Here is a 19,072-nt window from a genome sequence, read left to right as displayed (position 1 = left end):
GAAAAAGTCTAGAAAATGGTATAGAACTGATTGCACCAAGAGCAATAGAAAACAAGTTTTGTGCTGGAGGCTATTATGAACGAAAAAGTCATTGGGGCCACGCGGAACGTTGCAATTGTTGGCCCTTATTTAAGCGGTAAAACCGCACTGCTCGAAAGTTTGCTGTCGGTGACAGGGACAATTACCCGCAAAGGAAATGTCAAAGATGGCAACACAATAGGTGATAGTTCGCCGGAAGCGCGCGATCGCCAAATGAGCGTAGAAGTAAACGCCGCCACCGCTGAATATCAAGGCGTCCGCTTCACATTTCTCGACTGTCCGGGCTCGATCGAATTTGCCCAAGAAACTTACAATGCGCTGATTGGTGTGGATGCGGCGATAATTGTTTGCGAACCCGTTGCCGATCGCACTTTAACCCTCGCACCCCTGTTCAAATTCCTCGACGATTGGGAAATTCCCCACCTAGTTTTCATCAACAAGATCGATCGCGCTTGCACAGACGAAACTGCTTGCGGCAGCAACTTCACCGAGGTGATCGACGCGCTCAAATCCGTTTCCAGCAGACCGATCGTACCTCACCAATATCCGATCGGCAAAAACGAACAAATCATCGGTTTTATCGACTTAGTAACCGAACAAGCTTACCACTACCATCCGGGCGCCGCCGCAGATCCCGTCCCGCTTCCAGAACACCTCAAAGCACAAGAAAGCGCAGCGCGGCAGCAAATGCTCGAAGAATTGGCGAATTTTGACGACCATTTACTCGAAGAATTGCTCGAAGAAATCAATCCCGACGCCGAAGAAATTACCCGCGATTTAAAGATGGAATTAGGCGCAGATTTAATTGTGCCAGTATTCATCGGCATCGCCGAACAAGATTTCGGCGTGCGGCCTCTGCTGGAAGCTTTGCTGAGGGAAGCGCCGACACCGGAAACTACAGCCGATCGCCGCGGCATTATACAAAGTGAAAACAAAGTTCTGGCTCAAATCCTCAAAACCTATTACACGCCGCAGGGAGGTAAACTATCGTTAGTGAGAATGTGGCGGGGGACGCTGGCAGACGGAGCAATTTTGAACGGCGTTCGAGTTAACGGTTTGTACCGCTTGACCGGCCAGCAAACGCAAAGTTTGCAGTCTGTCAGCGCCGGGGAAATTGTGGCTTTGGGAAGGCTAGAAGGCGTGAAAACAGGCGATACGCTGGCGCTAGACCGATCGTCCGAATTGCCAAAAGCCGAAATCATCCCGCCTGTCTACGCACTGGCGATCGTCCCAGAAAAGCGCAACGATGAAGTTAAGCTGAGCTCGGCTTTAGCTAAATTGCTAGAAGAAGACCCATCTTTAGTCTGGGAACAGCATGGCGACACTCACGAAATTATACTTTGGGGTCAAGGCGAAATCCACCTGAAAGTAGCCTTAGACAGGTTGCGCCGCAAGTATAATTTGCCGATGGTAACTCACTTACCGCAAGTGCCGTACAAAGAAACCATCCGCAAACCAGCATCTTCCATCCACGGGCGCTACAAACACCAAAGCGGCGGACACGGGCAGTTTGGCGACGTGTACCTCGACATTCAACCGCAGCCTCGCGGAGAAGGTTTCACGTTTACCGACAAAATAGTCGGCGGCGTCGTCCCAAAACAGTACATTCCCGGCGTGGAAGTGGGAGTGCGCGAGTATTTGGATCGCGGCCCGCTGGGTTTCCCCGTGGTAGACGTAGTGGTGACGCTGACGAACGGTTCTTACCATTCTGTGGACAGTTCCGAACAAGCTTTCAAGCAAGCGGCGCGTTTGGCGATGCAGGAGGGAATGGCGAAGTGCGAACCGGCATTGCTGGAGCCGATCGCCAAAGTGGAAATTTGCGCTCCGAACGAGTGTACATCAAAGGTGTTGCAGTTGGTCAGCGGACACCGCGGCCAAATTCTCGGCTACGAAGGTAAAAAAGACTGGAAGGGATGGGATGCAGTTTCTGCTTATTTGCCGATCGCAGAAATGCAGAATTTGATCGTAGAATTGCGATCGCAGACAATGGGAGTCGGATTTTTTAATTGGGAGTTCGATCGATTGCAAGAAGTGCCGGAACCTTTAGCTAAGCGGGTTTTGCTAACGACTGGCGGCAATGGAAACGGTAACGGTAAAAGTTAGGTAATTGTCTTGAAAAAGCCGGTTTCTCGCACAGTAGGATATAACTGCTGTTCTTCAAGAAACCGGGTTTTTGTAGGAGTTGCAATTACAATTCATTGGGGTCGATTCCCATTTCTCGGAGTCTTGATTCTAAAGCTTGCGATCGCGATCGTTCTTGTTCCAGCAAAGTTTCTGCTTCCTGAGCCCGTGCTTCCGCCTGCTGCCGCAGTTGAGCGAGTTCCACAAAACTCACAAACGGTTCTCCCGACGGCCCGAACATTTCGAGTCCGGTTTCAGACAATCCAAAGCGCACCGCCAGTCTGGGACTAATCCAACCGTCCATTTGTTCGATCGTCTCTAACTCTTCTTCAACCCGCTGCCATCCTGTCAATTCTAATGTTTGCGGGTCGAATAAATAGTATTCTTCCACCCCGTAGCGTTCGTAAAATTTGAATTTTTGAATCATCGGAGTGAGGCGATTTCCCGGCGACCAAATTTCAAACAGCACTTGCGGCGCAATATTATCTTCATGCCACTGTTGGTAAGAACCTCGATATCCTTTTGGTCTACCGAAAACTACCATTGCATCCGGTGCTTGGGAAATTTTGTTATTTCCTTCTACCGGATACCATAGCAAGTTTCCTGCTACGAAAACATTAGCAACGTTACCAAATAACAGTTCTAAGTTTTCCTTAATCCAAACGATTAATCTAAATTGCTCAGTATTGTCTGACATTGGTTCGCCGTTGTCGTCGGGGTAGATGATATTTGATTTGTCGGGAGATTGCAGTTGTGTAACCATTGCTGTTTCCCCAAATTGGCTAATGAATTTATTTTATTGTAGACGAACCGCGATCGTATTCCCGACCACCTTTTACGGGCGGCTTCATCTGCTTAAAAGACTTATTGCATAAATCTTTGATTGATACAAAAACCGCAGATGTAAGGCAGATAACGCAAATAATTTTAAGAGATGAGAGCGAATGCTGGCAATGCAAGCCTAAACTTCTAAATATTTTTCCTAAAAATGTGGAACGGGCATCTTGCCCGTTCCCAAGCTGCACTCAAAATTCCTACAACTTAACTGTTAAAAAGAAACAATCAAGTAACCGTTTTGGAACTTAGCACCAGTAACAGATTTCCCAGTTAGCGCTGGAGGCAGCAAAATATTGCGCCGCTGATCGCCCGCTTCGATCGTCACTTCCGGCCCGGATTGAATCAATTTAATTTCTTTCTTGTCAAACCCAGGCAAAAACAAACTAACTAGACGCTGTGCAATGTTTATGTTAATCGGTTTAGGAGCTTTTGCCGCCTCAGAAAAATCTGGCAAAGCATCAATTAGCGGCTGCCAGTTATTGTCACTGTGCGCCGGAACCGAAACAGCCGTCAAAGGCTCAAAATCGGCAGTAATAGCTTCTGTAACCGATCCTTGATTGACAATGACACCGCCCACAGTCAAGCCAACTTGTTGAGAACTTCCCCAAAGATAGCGGGCAGTTGCGATCGCACTTGCATCTCCAGTAGTAACCAAATAAGCCGCCGTGCGGTTTGGATCGGCCAGCGCTTCCTTACCCTTATCCAAAAGATTATCCACTTGCTTCGTAGATTGAAAAGCATTGTCCCCCGACATATCCACAGTCAACACGGTACTGACAACCGGTTGAATAAAAGGCGACAAAGCTTTACCCAAATCCGAATCTACCAAAGCTTGGCGGAAGCGGCGGATGTACCAACTCAGAATTTCCGGCATTCCCAGCATCCGCAGCGTATCCATGCCGCCGCTGCCATCATAAACAATTACATCGTATTGTTTGCTGTCGTCGTATTCCCGAAGTTCGTTCAACGCCAGCGCGCTGTCCATTCCCGGTAACACTCCTAATTCTTGACCGTAAATCTGCTTGAAAAACGGAGTGCGGACATATTGAGCTTCTAGTTGTTTAACTTCGTCCCACCTGCGTTCTAGCAGCGGCGCGCTTTGCACCTGAACTGCTTTGAGGTTGGGGGCGATTTCCTGGGGGGTGAGAGTCAGGGGAACCCCTAGCAGAATGCCCAATGCAGGGCCCGGATCTTGGCCGAGTAGCAGAACTCGCTTGCCTTGAGCCGCATATTTTTTAGCTGTTGCGATCGCGATCGTACTGCGGCCAGTGCCGCCTTTGCCCAAAAATGTCAAAATCAAAGCCATTTTCTGTTCTCACTGCCAAAGCTTACTCTTTAACATTTAAGCGCAACCTTCAGCCAGAGTGGGGGAGGGGGGAGAGTGGAGGAAGAGGAGAGTGAGAGAGTCGGTGAGTGGGAGAGGGGAAGAATTGGGAAAATTTTTCCTCTTCCTTCTTCCTTCTTCCTTCTTCCTTCTTCCTTCTTCCTTCTTCCTTCAACATCTGCTAAACGGGTTCTAGCTCATCTTCAAAAAACCAAGTCGCAAAACCGTCAAACTTGACAACCACGCCTACTCCGCTACCGTCAACCATTCTGAATCCGTCAACAGTGCCTACTGGATTCTCCTTTATCTTGCCCACTATATTTGCAGGTATCCGATCTCTGAGACGGCGCACCTTCACTCTCTGACCTACTTCTATTGCCACGGAAATTGTTCTCCTGCTCTATATAACCTATATACAACCGTCCATTTTACAGTTTGGCGTCTACTTCTCAACAGCAACACCACCAGGCGATCGCTCGCTATGATTTTCCATCGGAATTTCCACCAACTTTCCCTAAAAGACGGTATTCTAGTCGGAGTTGGTCGATCGTCTATCCTGATTCGCTTGGGTTTGCTTCATAATGTTCCACAGCGGCAAGCTCCACTGGCAGAGGCTGTTCACCACTTAGATAATTATTTTTTATTGATTCGCAAAAAGAAGTTTTTTATTAATTGGCACAACTACACGATTTCTCCCCAATTAGTCATCCTTCAGGCAGAAGCCAAAAGACATTCAAAAGCAGTAATTAATTTTATGTTTGCTATATATAAGTCTGCCCAGTCTGACGTTGACAACGGCGAAATTTCATGCTTTAAAGGACTTTGAGTCTGGTTTGCCAAATTTCCCGAAGGTCAGATTTTAGTAAAGTGCCATGTTGTAACAGTTTACTAAAATCTGATCCAAAAAAGAAGTTTTAATGCTAAGCTTTCAGGCTGATAAAGTTTATTTTTGCTGCTGTGTTACGGCATAAAAAATAAAACGATTGCCGGATTTAGGGTGTCTGATACAGGAAAGGAAGTCTAGAAACTTCAATATGACAAAATTGAAATTATGAATAAAATTTTTACCTGTGGACGATCGACCAAAATTCCGCTCCTAAGTTTGTCCTTAGCTATGTTCACCTGTCTGCTGCCCTTTCGTGGGACGATCGCCAGTCCGCTCTCTCCATCCCCCAAACAGCAGTCGAACCCTACTAAAATTGTCTCGGTCGATCGACAGCCAGCACTGCCCACCGGCTCACAATCTCCAAAAAATCCGGCAACAGTGGCGGCGAATCCATCCCCAGCACAGACGATAAACGCCCAGGGAACAGCGGCCGGGCGATCGCTCGAAATAGAAGAAATTCGCGGTACAGTCAGCTTTAAAGGGCGGCCAGCGGTTGTGGGCGATCGGCTACTCGCCCCCGGAGACGAAATCATCACCGGCCCCAATTCCACAGCCCGTTTAGGCATCGACAACAACATCGGCGTCGTGGAAGTTGCCGAAAAAACCGCAGTCAGAATATCCAATTTGTCAAGCAGTGCAGGTGGCGAAAAAGACACAGCGATTTTTGTCAGCAGGGGGCGAGTCAGGTTGTCGATCGGCAAAACTGCTGCGACAACTCCCGCAGCCAACACCTCAACAATTATCCCCCCAAACCAAATAGTCGCCCTCAATACCTTCAGCGGACTCGGCAAATCTAGTCAAATTGCCCAAAAAACCCGTTCTGCCAAAACCGCCCCAGTCAGGGTTGAAACCCCAGAAGGCGTTGCCGGAGTTCGCGGCACCTCCTTTGGCGTCAGCGTCGGCGAGGGCAAAACCGCAGTCGAAACTATTGAAGGTGCAGTCGCAGTATCCAGCAGCACCGACTCAGAAGTAGTTGTCAACGGCGGCAACGCCACGACTATTTTCTCTCAAACCTCGCCCGTGGCCCCCTCAGCGAGCCCTCGCCTAGCTCAACTCAAAGTCCGCAGTTTGGGGAGACTCAGTGGCAATATCTATCGCCTCAGCGGTCAAATTAACCCGATCGACACAGTTTATGTCAACAAGGAAGAGATTAAGATCGATCAAAAGGGCAACTTCAAGATCCAAGGAATTTTACCTCCAAGCCGCCGCCTCAAAATCGTAGTGCGAGGCCCGTCAGTCACAGAAAGGCATTACAGCTTCGCAGTTCGCTAAACAACCTATCGTCGCGAGTAATGTAGGCGGGCAGTCTCTGAGAAAGTGAATTAGATCCTAAGTCCTATCTGGGTTGATTATTTTGTGTAAGTGCGAAGCATTTCGCGGTGACTCTCGGTAGTCAAAATAAAGAAATTTTGCGCCAACCCCTCGCCCTTACAGTGTTGTAAAACTTCATGACTCTAACTCCTCTCGAAGCTATGACTCGAATGTCAATTATTGCCTCAAATTAATTGCATGAAGTTCAAAGAATGGATTGATTATCTCAAACAAAATCAACTGCTCGGCCTGCGGCAATATATAATCACAAATCCTCCTTGGATGACAGGGGCTGTAGTAGGTATAATGTCGGTCGCCATGCTGCAAGTGGGAATGTGGAAACCCCTTGAATATTTGGGATACAAAACCCTATTTCAAATTCGAGAATCGGGAATTTTGCCAAATCCCGGATGGGATTCGAGAATTGCGGTAATTGCGATCGAACCGCATTCCTTGGAGGAATACGGTCAATTTCCTTGGCCTCGCAACCGCTACGCCCAACTGCTAGAAGCACTGAAAAAATCTCCCCCTACAGCAGTTGGTTTTGACATTCTTTTCCTCGATCCAAGTCCGAAAGATGATATTTTAGCCGCTGCAATCGCAGCCAACGGCAAAGTTGTACTGGCCCGCACCATCAAAGAAGAACCCGTAGCATCTTTAAAAGCAGCCGCCGCAGGTGTCGGCCACATCAGCCAAGAAGCCGATAGTGACGGTATTAGCCGTGAGTCAAAAATCTTTCTCAACGGGATTCCTAATTTCGGTTTGGCAATGATTCACAGGTACAATGCTGCTAATCCCCAAGATCCAGTATTAATCCCACAGTCAAAAAATAAGCAGGAAAAAAAAGTCTGGGTTAACTGGCCAGGGAAAACAAAAAATCTACCTACCTATGCTTTTGTTGATGTTGTAGAAGGTAAAATTCCCGCCGATGCTCTGACCAATAAGTTAGTTTTAGTGGGCATAGTTGCTACCGGTTTCGACCCCATATCTTCACCTCTCAATAAGACTACGGCTGGGGTTTATTTATATGCAGCGTTGGCTGACAATTTGCTCAATCAACGCTTGCTACGGCGGCTACCGGTACTCCTAGAAATTTTGTTATTGTTGGGAATTGGTCCTCTTACCGCTTTGGTTCTGGGCAACCGAGGTGTTCAAGAGAGAATTGCGATCGCTCTCGGTTTGCCTATAATTTGGATTGCGGCTGCTGCTTTGTTATTTGGCTTCTTTTTTTGGTGGGTTCCCATTGCCGCACCTATCGGCACTCTCATTTTATCGGGCACTGCTTTGCAACTGCGGGAACAGTACGAAAAGCAGCAGTTGATGAGGTTATTTGAAAAGCACGTCGCTCCAGAGACTGCTCAGCTTATTTGGGAACGCAAAGCGGAGATATTTGAACAGGGAGAACTCGAACCTCAAGAACTTACAGCAACGGTGCTGTTTATGGATATTCGTAGTTTTACTTCGATTTCAGAAAAAATGCGACCGCGAGATTTGCTCACCTGGTTGAACAATTATTTGGAAGCGATGACCGACTGTATTATGGATCACGGCGGCGTTGTAGATAAATACATCGGTGATGCAATTATGGCAGTTTTTGGGGTGCCTTTTTGCCATACCGAATATCGACAAATTCAACAAGATGCTTTGAATGCAGTTGCGGCTTGCATTGCTATGCACGAACGGCTGCACCAACTTAATCAGCAGCTTAGAAGTGAACGCAAACCTTTAATTAAGTTTGGCATCGGTTTGCATACCGGACAGTTAGTTGCTGGTAGCGTGGGCGGTTCCCGGCGTTTGAATTATTCTGTGATTGGCGATGCTGTCAACGTTGCTGCTAGATTGGAGGCGATGAATAAGGAAATTGTTTCGGACAGTCCTTTTAATTTGTTGGTGACGGCGAGGACTTTTGCGTACGTGCGCGATCGCTACGAAGGCCAAAAAGTAGGCTCGATTCAATTGCGCGGCAAAAAAGAAGAGACTGTGGTTTATGCTATTTTGGGCGAAAAGCATTAGTCATCGGGCATCGGGCATTGGGCATCGGGCATCGGGCATCGGGCATTCGTCATCGGCGTTAATCTGTGTTAATCCACCTTAATCTGCGGTTTGCCGATCGATCGAAAATTTAGGCACTCTTGTCTACCGATTACCTGACAATTGATTAACAAAATTACCAATTACCAATTCCCAATTCTCCCATTCCCAATCTAATCAAATACGCTCAGCCGCAGAGCTTTAGCTATTTGTTCTAAAAGAAATAAGCCAGCGATGGAATTTCCCTCTTTATCTAGAGGCGGACTGTAAGATGCGATCGCACCTTGACCCGGAATTACCGAAAGCATTGCCCCGCTAACTCCCGACTTAGCAGGCAGTCCCACCCGCAGCGCAAAGCGGCCGGATGCTTCATACAAACCGCAAGTGGCCATCAGCGCTTTGACAGTACGGCAGTTTTCCCCCATTGCTCGATCGCCACTATTTACCAAAACCATCCCCAGCTTAGCTAAATCCTCCACGGTTCCCGACAAACAGCAGACACGATTGTAGGTTTCTAAAGCAATTTCCGAGTTTTGAATATAACCCGATTCTACCATTTTCAAGGCGAGGTTCCAATTATTTTGATTCGGCATTGCATTCACTGAATCGAGCATTAACTCGTCAACAAATAACTGACTGTTTGCCTGTTGGTTCAGCCAAGTTCGCAAGTTTTGACAGCGCGCCACAGCATTTTGACCGGGAATCAAAGACGCTAGGGCGATCGCCCCGCTATTAATCATCGGGTTTCTCGGCTTCCCTTGGTCTATTTCGAGTTGAGTGAGGGAATTGAAAGGCAGTTCCGAAGGCTCACAACCAACGCAGTCACAAACCGTTTTTTCGCCCAATTCACACAACAAATAAAGCAGCACAAAGGGCTTGACTACACTCATCAGCGGGAATGTTTGAGCAATGCTACCCCAGCTCACAATTTGACCATCAATTGCCTGAATTTGCACGGCAAACCTTTGTCTGTCTGCTTGTGCAAGGAGAGGTATATACGCGGGAATTTGACCGGATTTACTGCGATTAATTGCCTCTTGTACCCAAGCTTCCAGTTGTTCCGGTTGCAGGCAAGATAGTTGGCTGGTGGATATTTTCACTCTCGATTATTTCGATCATTTTAAATTTTAGATTGGCATTACTGGCGCGATATTGAGCCAGAAACCCCGTTTGTTAACCGAATTGCGTCACTTGGACCCGCTGCGGGAAGAAACTGGGTTTCTTCGGGGAGATAAACCAAGCTCGAACTTCAGGCTATTGATGTTTCGGCCCGCCGGGAGCAAATAAATTTTTCATAAAAAACCTGTATTTTGCATAAAACTCTCCCCTTCACACAGATAGGTAAGTAGCAGCTTCAAGGCAACGCTGCTAGCCAAAACAAACAAGCACTAGCTTGAAATGCCTTCAGATTCTTATGTTTAAGCCCCAGCAAGGGGCGGGGTGCATATTTAACTTTATTCTTTCAGATTTCGCGCAATCCTCTCCGGAAAACCCCCGAACCTTTAAGAATGTACTATCCAACCGGATCTACCAAAACCAGGATAAAAAAATGACAGAAGCGAAAGCAGAAGCACCAAAACCCGCTCCAATGATTTTTAAGGGTGTGTGCAAGGAGGGAGTTCTCAAAGGCAAAGAAATTGAAGGCAAACTAGATATCAAAGTCAACGTTGAATCTGTCACAACCCCAGAAGCACCGCCCAAAAAATCTGAGTGGGAACCAGTTATCTTTTGGGTATTGTTTGCATTCATGGCCAACTTGATTGTCGGCGACCCCGCCGGAATGAGAAAATACAGCTCCCCACAAAGGTCTGATTCTCATCAGATGTTAAACCAATCTGGGGAGCAGTCGCTGTTGCCTAAGAAAAACACCAGCAACTTGCCACTTTAGGTCCTGGGAGCCTGCCAGCCGCGCAAATAGTAATAGAAAGACCCGAAATATTCATCGAATACTCGCGTCGTAGTTACCAAAGCTTCTGCACTAGGCAAAAAATCTCCCGCGTCTAAGCGGAGTCTATTGGATTTCCTTCCTGAGGTGGGTTGAAAAGTGTAGAAGTCGGTAGCCCTAGGAATCACCTGGATTCCCATATTCGCAAAAGCTAGGCTGGCACGGCGCATCTGAATCGCAGATGTTACCAGAATTACTTTGCGCGTGGCGCCACGGCTGTCGAGTATCTTTCTCACCTCTTCAGCGCTGGTGCGTATGTTGCTGCCGTTATCGTCGAGAACGATACTGCTGCGCGGTACGCCCATGTTGTTTGCCAGCAAAGTCTCGATATCCTTAGCTTCCCCAACATAACCCTCCAACTCTGGTCTCGGGCCAGCGGTAACGATGACCATCGGTGCGAGTTGTTTTCTGTACAAAACGGCAGCATAGGGCAAGCGATTGCCTGTATCTGTCAGTTGAATCGCTACTCGGTTGGGGATGTGAGGCTGAGTGGTTCCCTTGCCCAGTAGGACGATCGCGGCTGCGGTTTCGTCGCAGCAAACTGTGCGAACGGCTGCGGCGGCGTCCCGTTCTGCTTGCTCGGCGAACCAGTAAGCGACAACTGGCATACTCGAAAGGATCAAAACTAGCAGCGCTGCCAGGATCATTCTCGGCGCCGGGTTGCGGATGCCCCCGTTCGTGATCAGCGCCGATGCAATCACCAGCAGAGTGATGGAAAAACCCAGCGGCTTAAAGAAGAAGGCTATGAGCCCGAAAATCGCTGCTCCGACCGGGGTGTCTGGTGCAAAAAAAGCTAGAATCAAAAGGCTGATCAGCAGCAAAACGCGCAGCCGATCTAATAACGGATTGTCTTTGCCTCCTGATTGATCCCACCACGATTTGATCAGTGAGAACAGGAGGAATAGAAATAGAATGCGAGCTAACAGTTCTGGCATCTTGCAATATTCTGTGTCTTCATAAATTAGTACAGAAGTTTTGGAAACGAGCGCTAATTTAACTGCGGTAGGAAATACGGGCATCGGTGGGTTTTTAACTTTCGCGAATAACGCAGCCCCATCGCCTTTACCCTAATGCTCGCTTCCGGTCAGCTATCAACCATTGGTTGCAGGCGGCAAGCCCGCTACTTCCAGTCACAGATTGCTGACAGTTAATTGGTAATTGATAACTGGTAATGGTTGATTGATAATTGGTAATGAATCGAGCAGGTCGCAGGTGAAATTGGCAATTCAAGTCTGCTTTCTGTCGCCTGCTTTTTTTCCTCATTACCTGTTACCGATTCAGCAATCCCAATTTATCGGCGCTTCAGTTGATTCCGAATTGCCTGCGTTACCGTTTGAATTACTTTAACACGAGCATAATACTTGTTATCGGCCGCAATTAGCGTCCAGGGAGCAAGCGGCGTGCTGGTGCGCTGAATCATTTGATTCACCGCCACTTCATAATAATTCCACTTTTCCCGATTCCGCCAATCTTCAGGAGTGAGTTTGTATTGTTTAAATGGATTGTTTTGCCGCTCTGTAAACCGCTTTAGTTGCTCGTCAGGACTGATGTGCAGCCAGAATTTAACTAAGACACAACCGAAACTGGTGAGTTGCTCCTCAAATTCGTTGATTTCCTGATAAGCTCGGCGCCATTCGGACTCGGCGGCAAATCCTTCGACTCGCTCGACCAGCACTCTACCATACCAACTACGATCGCAAATGCTGATTTTACCGGCACTTGGCAGCCGCTGCCAGAACCGCCACAGGTAGTGGTGCGCTTTTTCTTCATCTGTCGGGGCCGCAAAGGCATTAACGGTGTAACTGCGGGGGTCTAATATGTCCGTCAAGCGTTTGATGGCGCCTCCTTTACCGGCGGCGTCCCAACCTTCAAACAGCACTAACACGGGGATTTCCTCTTCGTCGATGCTTTGTTGCAGTTTGCCAAAACGGGTTTGTTCTTCGCGAAGTTGCTCTTTGTATTCGTCGGGGGACAGCGATTGAGTTAAATCTACTTGGGCCAATAAGTCTGGTTCGGTGGGTTGCAAGCTTTCTTGAGGTGGCAATTTCACGGGTGCAGATTGCATCGGCAGTCTGTCTAAGGCTTCTGTAATTGTCGCTGCCATTTGCGTTAAAACTTTGACTCTCGCCCACCGCTGACAATCGCCTTCTACTAGCGTCCAAGGTGCGCGGCCAGTGCCAGTTTGGGCTACCATTTCTTCGGCAAAAGTTGTGTATTCTTTGTATTTTTTGGCTTGTTTCCAATCTTCGGGCCGTACTCGCCAAGCTTGTAAGGCGTCGTCTTCTAGTTTTTTGAGCCGATGCTTGAGTTCTTTTTTGCTCAAGTGAATCCAAAATTTGGCAATTGCGGCGCCGTCATCTACCATCTGCCGCTCGAAGGCGTTGATTTGCCTGATAGCTGTGGGTACTTCGGCCTCGGAGACTCGATCGAACAATCGGTCTTCTAGAATATGAGTGTACCAACTGTGGTAGAAAAAACCAATTTTGCCGCGAGCGGGGAGTTTCTGCCAAAACCGCCACAGGAAAGGATAGCCCATTTCTGCATCTGACTGTGGCCAAATCGGGTGTACCGCAAACCCGCGCGGGTCCATGTACCCTACCATTTTTTTGACGAGGGCGCCTTTGCCGGCGGCGGCCCAGCCTTCGAGGACGATGATTGCGGGCAATTTTTTTTCCCTGCAGGCCAGTTGGAGCGATCGCAACTGTTTCATTAAAACTTCTATCTTGGCATCGTAGGTTTCTTTATCCAGGGAAATATCTAAATCGAGGTTGTCGAGCATATTTACCTCATATAAATCTGAGAAAACTGTTTAACGTTAGTTTAACGTTTGGATAAAATTAAATCCTCAATTCCGGGAAAAACGTTATAAAAATTACAGTTACGGCAGGTTTAAAGCACGCTCGCTCCTGCCCTCAAATGCCTGCCTCGTTAATACTAGCAAGAATCCCTCGATTTCTAACTTGCCAAAAAAAACAGCTCAGGTTATAGTTGAAATAGGGAACTTTTCAAGAAGTTCAATTTCTCTCCTCCCCCGAGCGGGCGAGTTAACAGGAGGAGCCAAAAATCCATGAAAAAGGATTTATTGTAAAACAGAGCAAAAGTAAAAATCAACTACCCGGTGGGGGTGACAACTTCTTTACTTAGCTTCATCAAATTTATTTAAACAACAGTTAGTCAAGCATCAGCCTTGATAACTTTGAGGAGGCTGCTTGCGAACATTGGGCCCTCCTCCAGTCTGAGACTCACATACAAAACTAGCCCATAAAGGCAAACCAATTTTTATGATTGCGCTATGAGATAAAACCTGAAAGCCTGGGTGATATAAACAGGTTTCTGAGTTTTATCGACACCCTTCTCAAATACTAAAAACAGTTTAGATGCGGGTTCGCGTGCCCGCCCCACAAGAGTATTTATTTCTTGTGGAACAGGCATCTTGCCTGTTACTGACGTTTGTCCAAAATGTCTGAGTTACTGTACTTGTTTGCCAATACCAATTAAGAGGAACAGTCCGAAATTACGGATTGCAAGTTTTTTATGAACATCTTGACAACACGCTCCTACAAGGGGGAAACAGACTGGTGCGCGATCGCAAATTTGATCGATGCTTGCGAAGCAGTCGATCGACTCGGCGAAGAAGTCTCAGCAACTGAACTTAAGCTAATACTTGATGCCCCCAAACTCGACAAAGCCCGCGACGTGCAATTGTGGGAAGATGGTAATTACAAACTAATCGGTTTAACACTCCTAGATATGCCCGATTCGCCAGAGGAAATCGACGCTTGTCTCTGGTTTTACGTGCATCCAAATGTCCGTGGCGCAGGTTTGGAAAAAGATATCATTAAATGGGGCGAAAAGCGGCTGGGCGAAGTCGCGAAAGAACGGAATTTGCCTGCAAAATTGCGTACATACAGGCGTGAGGATCAAACCGATGAGATGCGGCTGTTAGAAAAACAGGGCTTTGAGGTCGATCGCTATTTTCTCACAATGGCCCGATCCCTCGCCGAACCAATTCCCACACCCGAATTTCCCGCCGATTTTGCGCTGACACACATATCCGGAGAACAAGACATCCAACCCTGGGTAGAAATGTTCAACCAGTCATTTATGGATCACTGGAATCACCACGATTTAACTGCGGAAACCGTGCGTTATTGGATGCAAGACGCCAATTATCAGCCGGAATTAGACTTGATTGCTGTTTCGGGCGATCGTAAATTTGCAGCTTTCTGCGACTGTCAAATCAAACCCCAAAAAAACGCCCGCAGCGGCACAAAAGACGGTTGGATTGAATTGTTGGGTACGCGGCGCGAGTTTCGGAAAATGGGTTTAGGAAAAGCAATGCTGCTGGCGGGTTTGCACTCCTTAAAAGCAGCGGGTGCAAACACAGCTAAACTCAGCGTTGATGCTGACAGTTTGACAGGCGCGACAAAGCTTTACAAATCCGTCGGTTTCCGCCCGATGGAAACTTGGCTGTCGTGGGTAAAAGCCGTGTAATATCAAATCCGCTTAGATATCACCTCTTGCACCATTGGCAATAAGTTTTTCAAGAACAAGCCAGATGCCTGTGCCACAAGACATTAAGTTTATTGTGGAACAGGCATCTTGCCTGTTCGCAAGAAGCGAGACGATCGCACTGTGTCATTGTTCATTTTGTTTCGTTACTTCTACATAAATATGTTCTAACCGCACCGGATACCGAGCGATCGAATCAATAGAAATCCCATCAAAACGCAAAATAATCTCTTTTAATTCTAAACGTTCCGGCAGCCAAAAAGCCAAATCGCTACCGTAGCGGCGGGGGATGAAACTGTATTTTTTAGCGCGGGCGATGACTTCAGCTTCTTCGTCGGTTTTTACCACAATAATTTCTTGAGCCGGAATCAGTTTTTGCAACTCCTCCAAACTGCCCTCAGCCACAATACTGCCATTCTTTAAAATCCCAATTCTCTGACACAGCCGCTCAGCTTCATCCAACAAGTGAGTTGTCAGCAAAACTGTAATTCCTTGCGATTGCAAGCGCTGAATTAAATCCCAAATTTCATAGCGTGCCTCAATATCTAAACCCGTTGTCGGTTCATCTAAAATCACTAATTTTGGCTGGTGAACCAAAGCCACCGCAATATTCAAGCGGCGCTGCATTCCTCCGCTCAAAGTTTCCACGGGGCTTGTAGCTCTCTCTGTCAAATTTACGGCTTTCAAACAGTGTCTTACTTGATAGCGGCGCTGTTTGCGCTCTAAGCCGTAAATTTGAGCAAAAAAATTGAGGTTTTCTTCGCAGCTAAGGCTTTTGTAAAGCAAATTTTCTTGGGGCGCTACACCTATTAAGGATTTTGTAGAGTCAGAAACAGGTTCGCCATTGATAAAAACTTTGCCACTGTCGGCATTTAGTAAATTGCATAAAATATTGATAGTTGTAGTTTTGCCCGCCCCGTTTGATCCGAGCAAACCGTAAATTTCTCCAGCTTGGATGTGCAGTGTTAAATCTTTAAGCACTGAACGCTCGCCGTAAGACTTATTGAGATTTTCTATTTGCAGCACTGCTTTAATTCTCCGTATTATTTTATATATTTACGGTTGTTTCTGAACGATTAAACCGCAGAGGGCGCTGAGTCAGAGAAGAGAGAGATGAATAATTACGACATAATGAAATAGTTTTAAAGTCTTCTTTCTACTCTCAGCATCCTGCGGTAAGAAAGCCATCCACCTGCAATCATGGCAATAGAAAATATGAATAAATACCAAAAGTGTTCGGCAATATCAGCCAAATCTTTGCCGTCAGCCCACACGCCCATCAGCGCTTCGTTCATGTGATAAATTGGATTGTACTGGGCTAGATCCAGCAAACTTTTGGGAAACAGCGAAGTAGGCAAAAATGCGCCTCCTAAAATCAACAAAGGAACGCCGAAAGCTGCTACTAGCGAGTTGACATCTTCAGTGCGCCTCGCAAACTGGGTGCCAAGAATAAAGCCTACACCTACATAAGATACAATACTAAGCAAAATAATCGCACATCCTAGCAGGATAGAGCCTTGAAATTGTGCTCCTAAACAAGAGGCGATCGTGTATACTAAAATTACCTGACCGATACCGATGCAACTGTGGGCAAGAAAAATTCCTAAAAAGTAGGAAGTGCCGCTCAGCGGGGAAATAAACAAGCGTTTGAGGGTGTGCTGTTCTCGTTCTGAGACTACCGTTGCTACGCTACCACCGAGACAGCTAAAAAATAACGCCGCTCCTACTAAACTTGCAGGTGCAGCAGTTTCAAAGGCTTTTGCTGTCGTAAGATTAGCGCGTTCTTTTAAAATCAAAGCGTTTATTAGCAAGATAGAAACTGGAAAAATACTCCACAAGACTAAGCTGCGTCTTCGCCTTCCCAATTCAATTAAAATTCGCTGTGCTACTGCAAGCGTTTCGTACCAGTATTTCATAAGAAATCTATTAGTATTGTTAGAATTGGGAATTGGTAATGAAGCCACGGGATATCATACCATAGAGAGGCCAATAAGTTTAACTCTCAATAAAAAACCCGCCGACGCGGGTTTTGTGATTTTAGGGGGAGAGGTTTTAACACCAGTAAAAAACAAGAATGGAACTGTAACAAGTTCCCAACCTATATCCAATCAGCGATTCCCAATTGTTTAATCAAAAATCGAAAATTGTATAACTTGTCGCCCTCTGTCGCTGCTCTCAATTAATACTAAAGTTCTTACCTCTATAGCATCCTTGAAACGAAGTTAAACTGGTGCTGTTTCTCTGTTCCAATTTAGTCACGAGGGAAGAAGTATTGGAACTGTCAGGGGTCGCACCCCACTTGTAGATAAAGTCGCCGAGATTGTCTCCGGTTTCTTCGTAGCTGTGCTCTTCTACCGGAATTCCCGAAACTCCTGAAACAGTTTGGTTGTGGTATCCGTTAACAATGATTTTTTCGATAACGGCTCCCGGTTCTGCGGTAATGTTCCATTGCACCGGTTCGTAAGCTGAAAGTGCGAGAATTATGGGCTTGTTTCGGCGTTCTACTTTGATTTCGATCCTCTCCGAGGGCTTCGCTAACGCACTTTTTGATAAATCTCGGTTCTTGTGATCCGCATTGGCTTCGTAAACGCCTATTACGTGAAGTTCTTTGTTTCCGCTTGAGGAACCGACATGAGCTGAAAAATCATCGGAACCGCCAAACCCGCAGTTAGCGGCAGAACTAATTGGGGAAATAAAAGTGGTTTTTTCAGCTAGTTTCTGCTGCACCGCCGGCACTACCCAGACTCCAGTTCCAATTCCCAAAGCACCTATCAAAGCGGCCGCGATACCGAAGGGAAGGGCATTGGTTAAATGGCGAAAAGCGGGTTTAGCTGTTAGTTGAGATAGCGTTTGCTGCCAATTTTCAGCAGTTGGTTGATCGGCCTTGCCGCCATCTAGACAGGCCAATAAACCTAAACTTTCCGGCTGTTCGAGCAGATTTTGAACTATTTTCCCTTCGCCGACGTAGAGATTTCTAGTTTCGGTGTCTAAAAGCAGCCAGTAGCGATCGCCCTCGCCGAGGTTGTACTCTTGTACCGCAGGATCGACTAAATCGTGCTGCAAAAACACCAGCCAAGCCATATTATTGCCAGTGCCGACTGTTTTGCCGTCGCTGGAAATAAGCTGGTCAATGTCGGGCTCCCAGCGCCAAGCTACCCAGCGACTATCTCCTCGATAGCCGAGGGATTTTTCAAGTTGCGGATGAGCGGTTATTTCTAAGCGTTGAACTAAGTTTGACACTAGATGTCCTCCTCAAGTGCGTTAGCGAAGCCCTCGGAGAGGATCGGGTCTAGAGCAATTTTGTTCCAATTTATTAAAACAAATATTTTGCTCATGAAGAGCCTCCGAATAATCGGGTTAATTTTGTCTGGCTAATGTTATCAGCCGGTACTTTCCCAACCACACTAGCTTAACAAAAATATGCCTATTGAATGGTTTAGCTTCAGAACTTGGAGCTGGCGAGCACCCGCCTGGGAATAATTTTAACCTATGCTGATAACTAATCCTGTTACGGATTAAAGCTGGCTATCTCTCACTAATTCTACCTGGTTGTCCAGTTGTGAAAGAGTGCTTAGCCCATAGCCTCTACAAGTTCTTAGCTTAACTTTTATTTCGCTACTCTGCTACAAAATATGCCGATCGCACCTGACATCAATATTAAGCAGGCAAATAAATATTCCGGCTTTCTCGCGGGTGAACTATCCCTAAAAAAGAGAAGGTTTAAGAGAAACCCGGTTTCTGTGATGAAAGTTCTCACACTTCGTCGATTACTGGCGGGGGCCATCAATCGCATCTCTAGTCGGTGCCACACCTCCAGGGCCAAAGGAACTCGGCGGCACTCTCGGAAGATTGAGATTGGGATTGGGAACTAAATCGCTGTTGCTGCCGCCACCAGTTCCACCCGTGGGAGACGCACTATTATTGGGACTGGTACTCGGTGAACTTCCCGGATTGAGATTATTCTGATTGGTATTCGGCGAAGTTCCCGGATTGGCATTATTGGGAGTGGTATAGGGCGAACTTCCCGGATTGAGATTATTGGGATTGGTGGTTGGCGAAGTTCCCG

15 protein-coding genes and 1 pseudogene are annotated in these 19,072 nt (G+C 46.9%); 6 read left to right on the top strand and 10 right to left on the bottom strand.

Translation table 11 applies throughout. The annotated features are described in order from the left end of the window. Positions 1 to 75: 75 nt before the first annotated feature. The gene (locus tag QUA40_RS03775) at positions 76 to 2,142 is read left to right on the top strand and encodes an elongation factor G (protein WP_333121893.1); all 2,067 of its coding nucleotides are present in this window, start codon (positions 76 to 78) and stop codon (positions 2,140 to 2,142) included. Between the two features lie 85 nt (positions 2,143 to 2,227). On the opposite strand, the gene QUA40_RS03770 is transcribed toward QUA40_RS03775, so the two are convergent. The 3 genes from QUA40_RS03770 to petP all read right to left on the bottom strand — a co-directional run bounded on the left by QUA40_RS03770 (position 2,228) and on the right by petP (position 4,703). After that, on the bottom strand, positions 2,228 to 2,923 hold the full coding sequence (locus QUA40_RS03770; RefSeq protein WP_333121892.1) for a Uma2 family endonuclease: 696 nt from the start codon (positions 2,921 to 2,923) through the stop codon (positions 2,228 to 2,230). Between the two features lie 285 nt (positions 2,924 to 3,208). Continuing rightward, positions 3,209 to 4,303: a Get3/ArsA fold putative tail anchor-mediating ATPase NosAFP gene (locus QUA40_RS03765; protein WP_333121891.1), complete on the bottom strand. Its 1,095-nt coding sequence runs from the start codon at positions 4,301 to 4,303 to the stop codon at positions 3,209 to 3,211. Between the two features lie 199 nt (positions 4,304 to 4,502). Beyond that, a complete protein-coding gene (petP, locus tag QUA40_RS03760; RefSeq protein WP_172186826.1) occupies positions 4,503 to 4,703 on the bottom strand; it encodes a cytochrome b6f subunit PetP in 201 nt (66 codons plus the stop codon). A 99-nt stretch (positions 4,704 to 4,802) separates the two neighbouring features. On the opposite strand from petP, the gene QUA40_RS03755 reads away from it, so the two are divergent. The 3 genes from QUA40_RS03755 to QUA40_RS03745 all read left to right on the top strand — a co-directional run bounded on the left by QUA40_RS03755 (position 4,803) and on the right by QUA40_RS03745 (position 8,531). After that, positions 4,803 to 5,147 (top strand): hypothetical protein, encoded by a 345-nt coding sequence (locus QUA40_RS03755; protein ID WP_333121890.1) that lies wholly within the window; start codon positions 4,803 to 4,805, stop codon positions 5,145 to 5,147. Positions 5,148 to 5,372: 225 nt separating this feature from the next. Beyond that, on the top strand, positions 5,373 to 6,479 hold the full coding sequence (locus QUA40_RS03750; RefSeq protein ID WP_333121889.1) for a FecR domain-containing protein: 1,107 nt from the start codon (positions 5,373 to 5,375) through the stop codon (positions 6,477 to 6,479). Between the two features lie 237 nt (positions 6,480 to 6,716). Next, positions 6,717 to 8,531, top strand: coding sequence for an adenylate/guanylate cyclase domain-containing protein (locus QUA40_RS03745; RefSeq protein WP_333121888.1), 1,815 nt, complete (start codon positions 6,717 to 6,719; stop codon positions 8,529 to 8,531). Between the two features lie 191 nt (positions 8,532 to 8,722). Here the strand turns inward: QUA40_RS03745 and glsA are convergent, their stop codons facing one another. Continuing rightward, positions 8,723 to 9,649: a glutaminase A gene (glsA, locus tag QUA40_RS03740; protein ID WP_333121887.1), complete on the bottom strand. Its 927-nt coding sequence runs from the start codon at positions 9,647 to 9,649 to the stop codon at positions 8,723 to 8,725. Positions 9,650 to 10,098: 449 nt separating this feature from the next. Between glsA and QUA40_RS03735 the strand changes: the two genes are divergently transcribed. Beyond that, a complete protein-coding gene (locus QUA40_RS03735) occupies positions 10,099 to 10,437 on the top strand; it encodes a hypothetical protein (protein ID WP_333121885.1) in 339 nt (112 codons plus the stop codon). Here QUA40_RS03735 and QUA40_RS03730 read toward each other — a convergent pair. Continuing rightward, positions 10,434 to 11,513 carry a YdcF family protein gene (locus tag QUA40_RS03730; protein WP_333121883.1) on the bottom strand — a complete coding sequence of 360 codons (1,080 nt, stop codon included), beginning with the start codon at positions 11,511 to 11,513 and terminating at the stop codon, positions 10,434 to 10,436. The two genes, QUA40_RS03735 and QUA40_RS03730, sit on opposite strands and share 4 nt — an antisense overlap. Positions 11,514 to 11,785: 272 nt before the next feature. Further along, a complete protein-coding gene (gene pap / locus QUA40_RS03725; RefSeq protein ID WP_333121881.1) occupies positions 11,786 to 13,273 on the bottom strand; it encodes a polyphosphate:AMP phosphotransferase in 1,488 nt (495 codons plus the stop codon). Between the two features lie 755 nt (positions 13,274 to 14,028). On the opposite strand from pap, the gene QUA40_RS03720 reads away from it, so the two are divergent. Continuing rightward, a complete protein-coding gene (locus QUA40_RS03720) occupies positions 14,029 to 14,988 on the top strand; it encodes a GNAT family N-acetyltransferase (RefSeq protein WP_333121879.1) in 960 nt (319 codons plus the stop codon). A 144-nt stretch (positions 14,989 to 15,132) separates the two neighbouring features. On the opposite strand, the gene QUA40_RS03715 is transcribed toward QUA40_RS03720, so the two are convergent. The 4 genes and pseudogenes from QUA40_RS03715 to QUA40_RS03700 all read right to left on the bottom strand — a co-directional run. Next, positions 15,133 to 16,032, bottom strand: coding sequence for an ABC transporter ATP-binding protein (locus QUA40_RS03715; protein WP_333121878.1), 900 nt, complete (start codon positions 16,030 to 16,032; stop codon positions 15,133 to 15,135). Positions 16,033 to 16,148: 116 nt separating this feature from the next. Continuing rightward, entirely contained in the window at positions 16,149 to 16,922 is a 774-nt protein-coding gene (locus QUA40_RS03710; protein ID WP_333121875.1) for an ABC transporter permease, read from the bottom strand. Positions 16,923 to 17,181: 259 nt separating this feature from the next. Further along, the gene (locus QUA40_RS03705; RefSeq protein WP_333121874.1) at positions 17,182 to 18,246 is read right to left on the bottom strand and encodes a hypothetical protein; all 1,065 of its coding nucleotides are present in this window, start codon (positions 18,244 to 18,246) and stop codon (positions 17,182 to 17,184) included. A gap of 527 nt (positions 18,247 to 18,773) precedes the next feature. Beyond that, a pseudogene (locus QUA40_RS03700) lies at positions 18,774 to 19,072 on the bottom strand (hypothetical protein); the annotation flags it as partial.

The sequence above is a fragment of the Microcoleus sp. Pol11C3 genome (assembly GCF_036701485.1).
In the GTDB taxonomy this organism is placed as follows: domain Bacteria; phylum Cyanobacteriota; class Cyanobacteriia; order Cyanobacteriales; family Microcoleaceae; genus Microcoleus.
This window is presented reverse-complemented; position numbering and strand designations above follow the sequence as displayed.

What these genes read in the sequence shown, in the direction of transcription:
- QUA40_RS03775 (WP_333121893.1), top strand. Translation starts at nt 76, where the DNA reads ATGAACGAAAAAGTCATTGGGGCCACGCGGAACGTTGCAATTGTTGGC.
- QUA40_RS03770 (WP_333121892.1), bottom strand. Translation starts at nt 2,923, where the DNA reads ATGGTTACACAACTGCAATCTCCCGACAAATCAAATATCATCTACCCC.
- QUA40_RS03765 (WP_333121891.1), bottom strand. Translation starts at nt 4,303, where the DNA reads ATGGCTTTGATTTTGACATTTTTGGGCAAAGGCGGCACTGGCCGCAGT.
- QUA40_RS03755 (WP_333121890.1), top strand. Translation starts at nt 4,803, where the DNA reads ATGATTTTCCATCGGAATTTCCACCAACTTTCCCTAAAAGACGGTATT.
- QUA40_RS03750 (WP_333121889.1), top strand. Translation starts at nt 5,373, where the DNA reads ATGAATAAAATTTTTACCTGTGGACGATCGACCAAAATTCCGCTCCTA.
- QUA40_RS03745 (WP_333121888.1), top strand. Translation starts at nt 6,717, where the DNA reads ATGAAGTTCAAAGAATGGATTGATTATCTCAAACAAAATCAACTGCTC.
- QUA40_RS03735 (WP_333121885.1), top strand. Translation starts at nt 10,099, where the DNA reads ATGACAGAAGCGAAAGCAGAAGCACCAAAACCCGCTCCAATGATTTTT.
- QUA40_RS03730 (WP_333121883.1), bottom strand. Translation starts at nt 11,513, where the DNA reads ATGCCCGTATTTCCTACCGCAGTTAAATTAGCGCTCGTTTCCAAAACT.
- pap (WP_333121881.1), bottom strand. Translation starts at nt 13,273, where the DNA reads ATGCTCGACAACCTCGATTTAGATATTTCCCTGGATAAAGAAACCTAC.
- QUA40_RS03720 (WP_333121879.1), top strand. Translation starts at nt 14,029, where the DNA reads ATGAACATCTTGACAACACGCTCCTACAAGGGGGAAACAGACTGGTGC.
- QUA40_RS03710 (WP_333121875.1), bottom strand. Translation starts at nt 16,922, where the DNA reads ATGAAATACTGGTACGAAACGCTTGCAGTAGCACAGCGAATTTTAATT.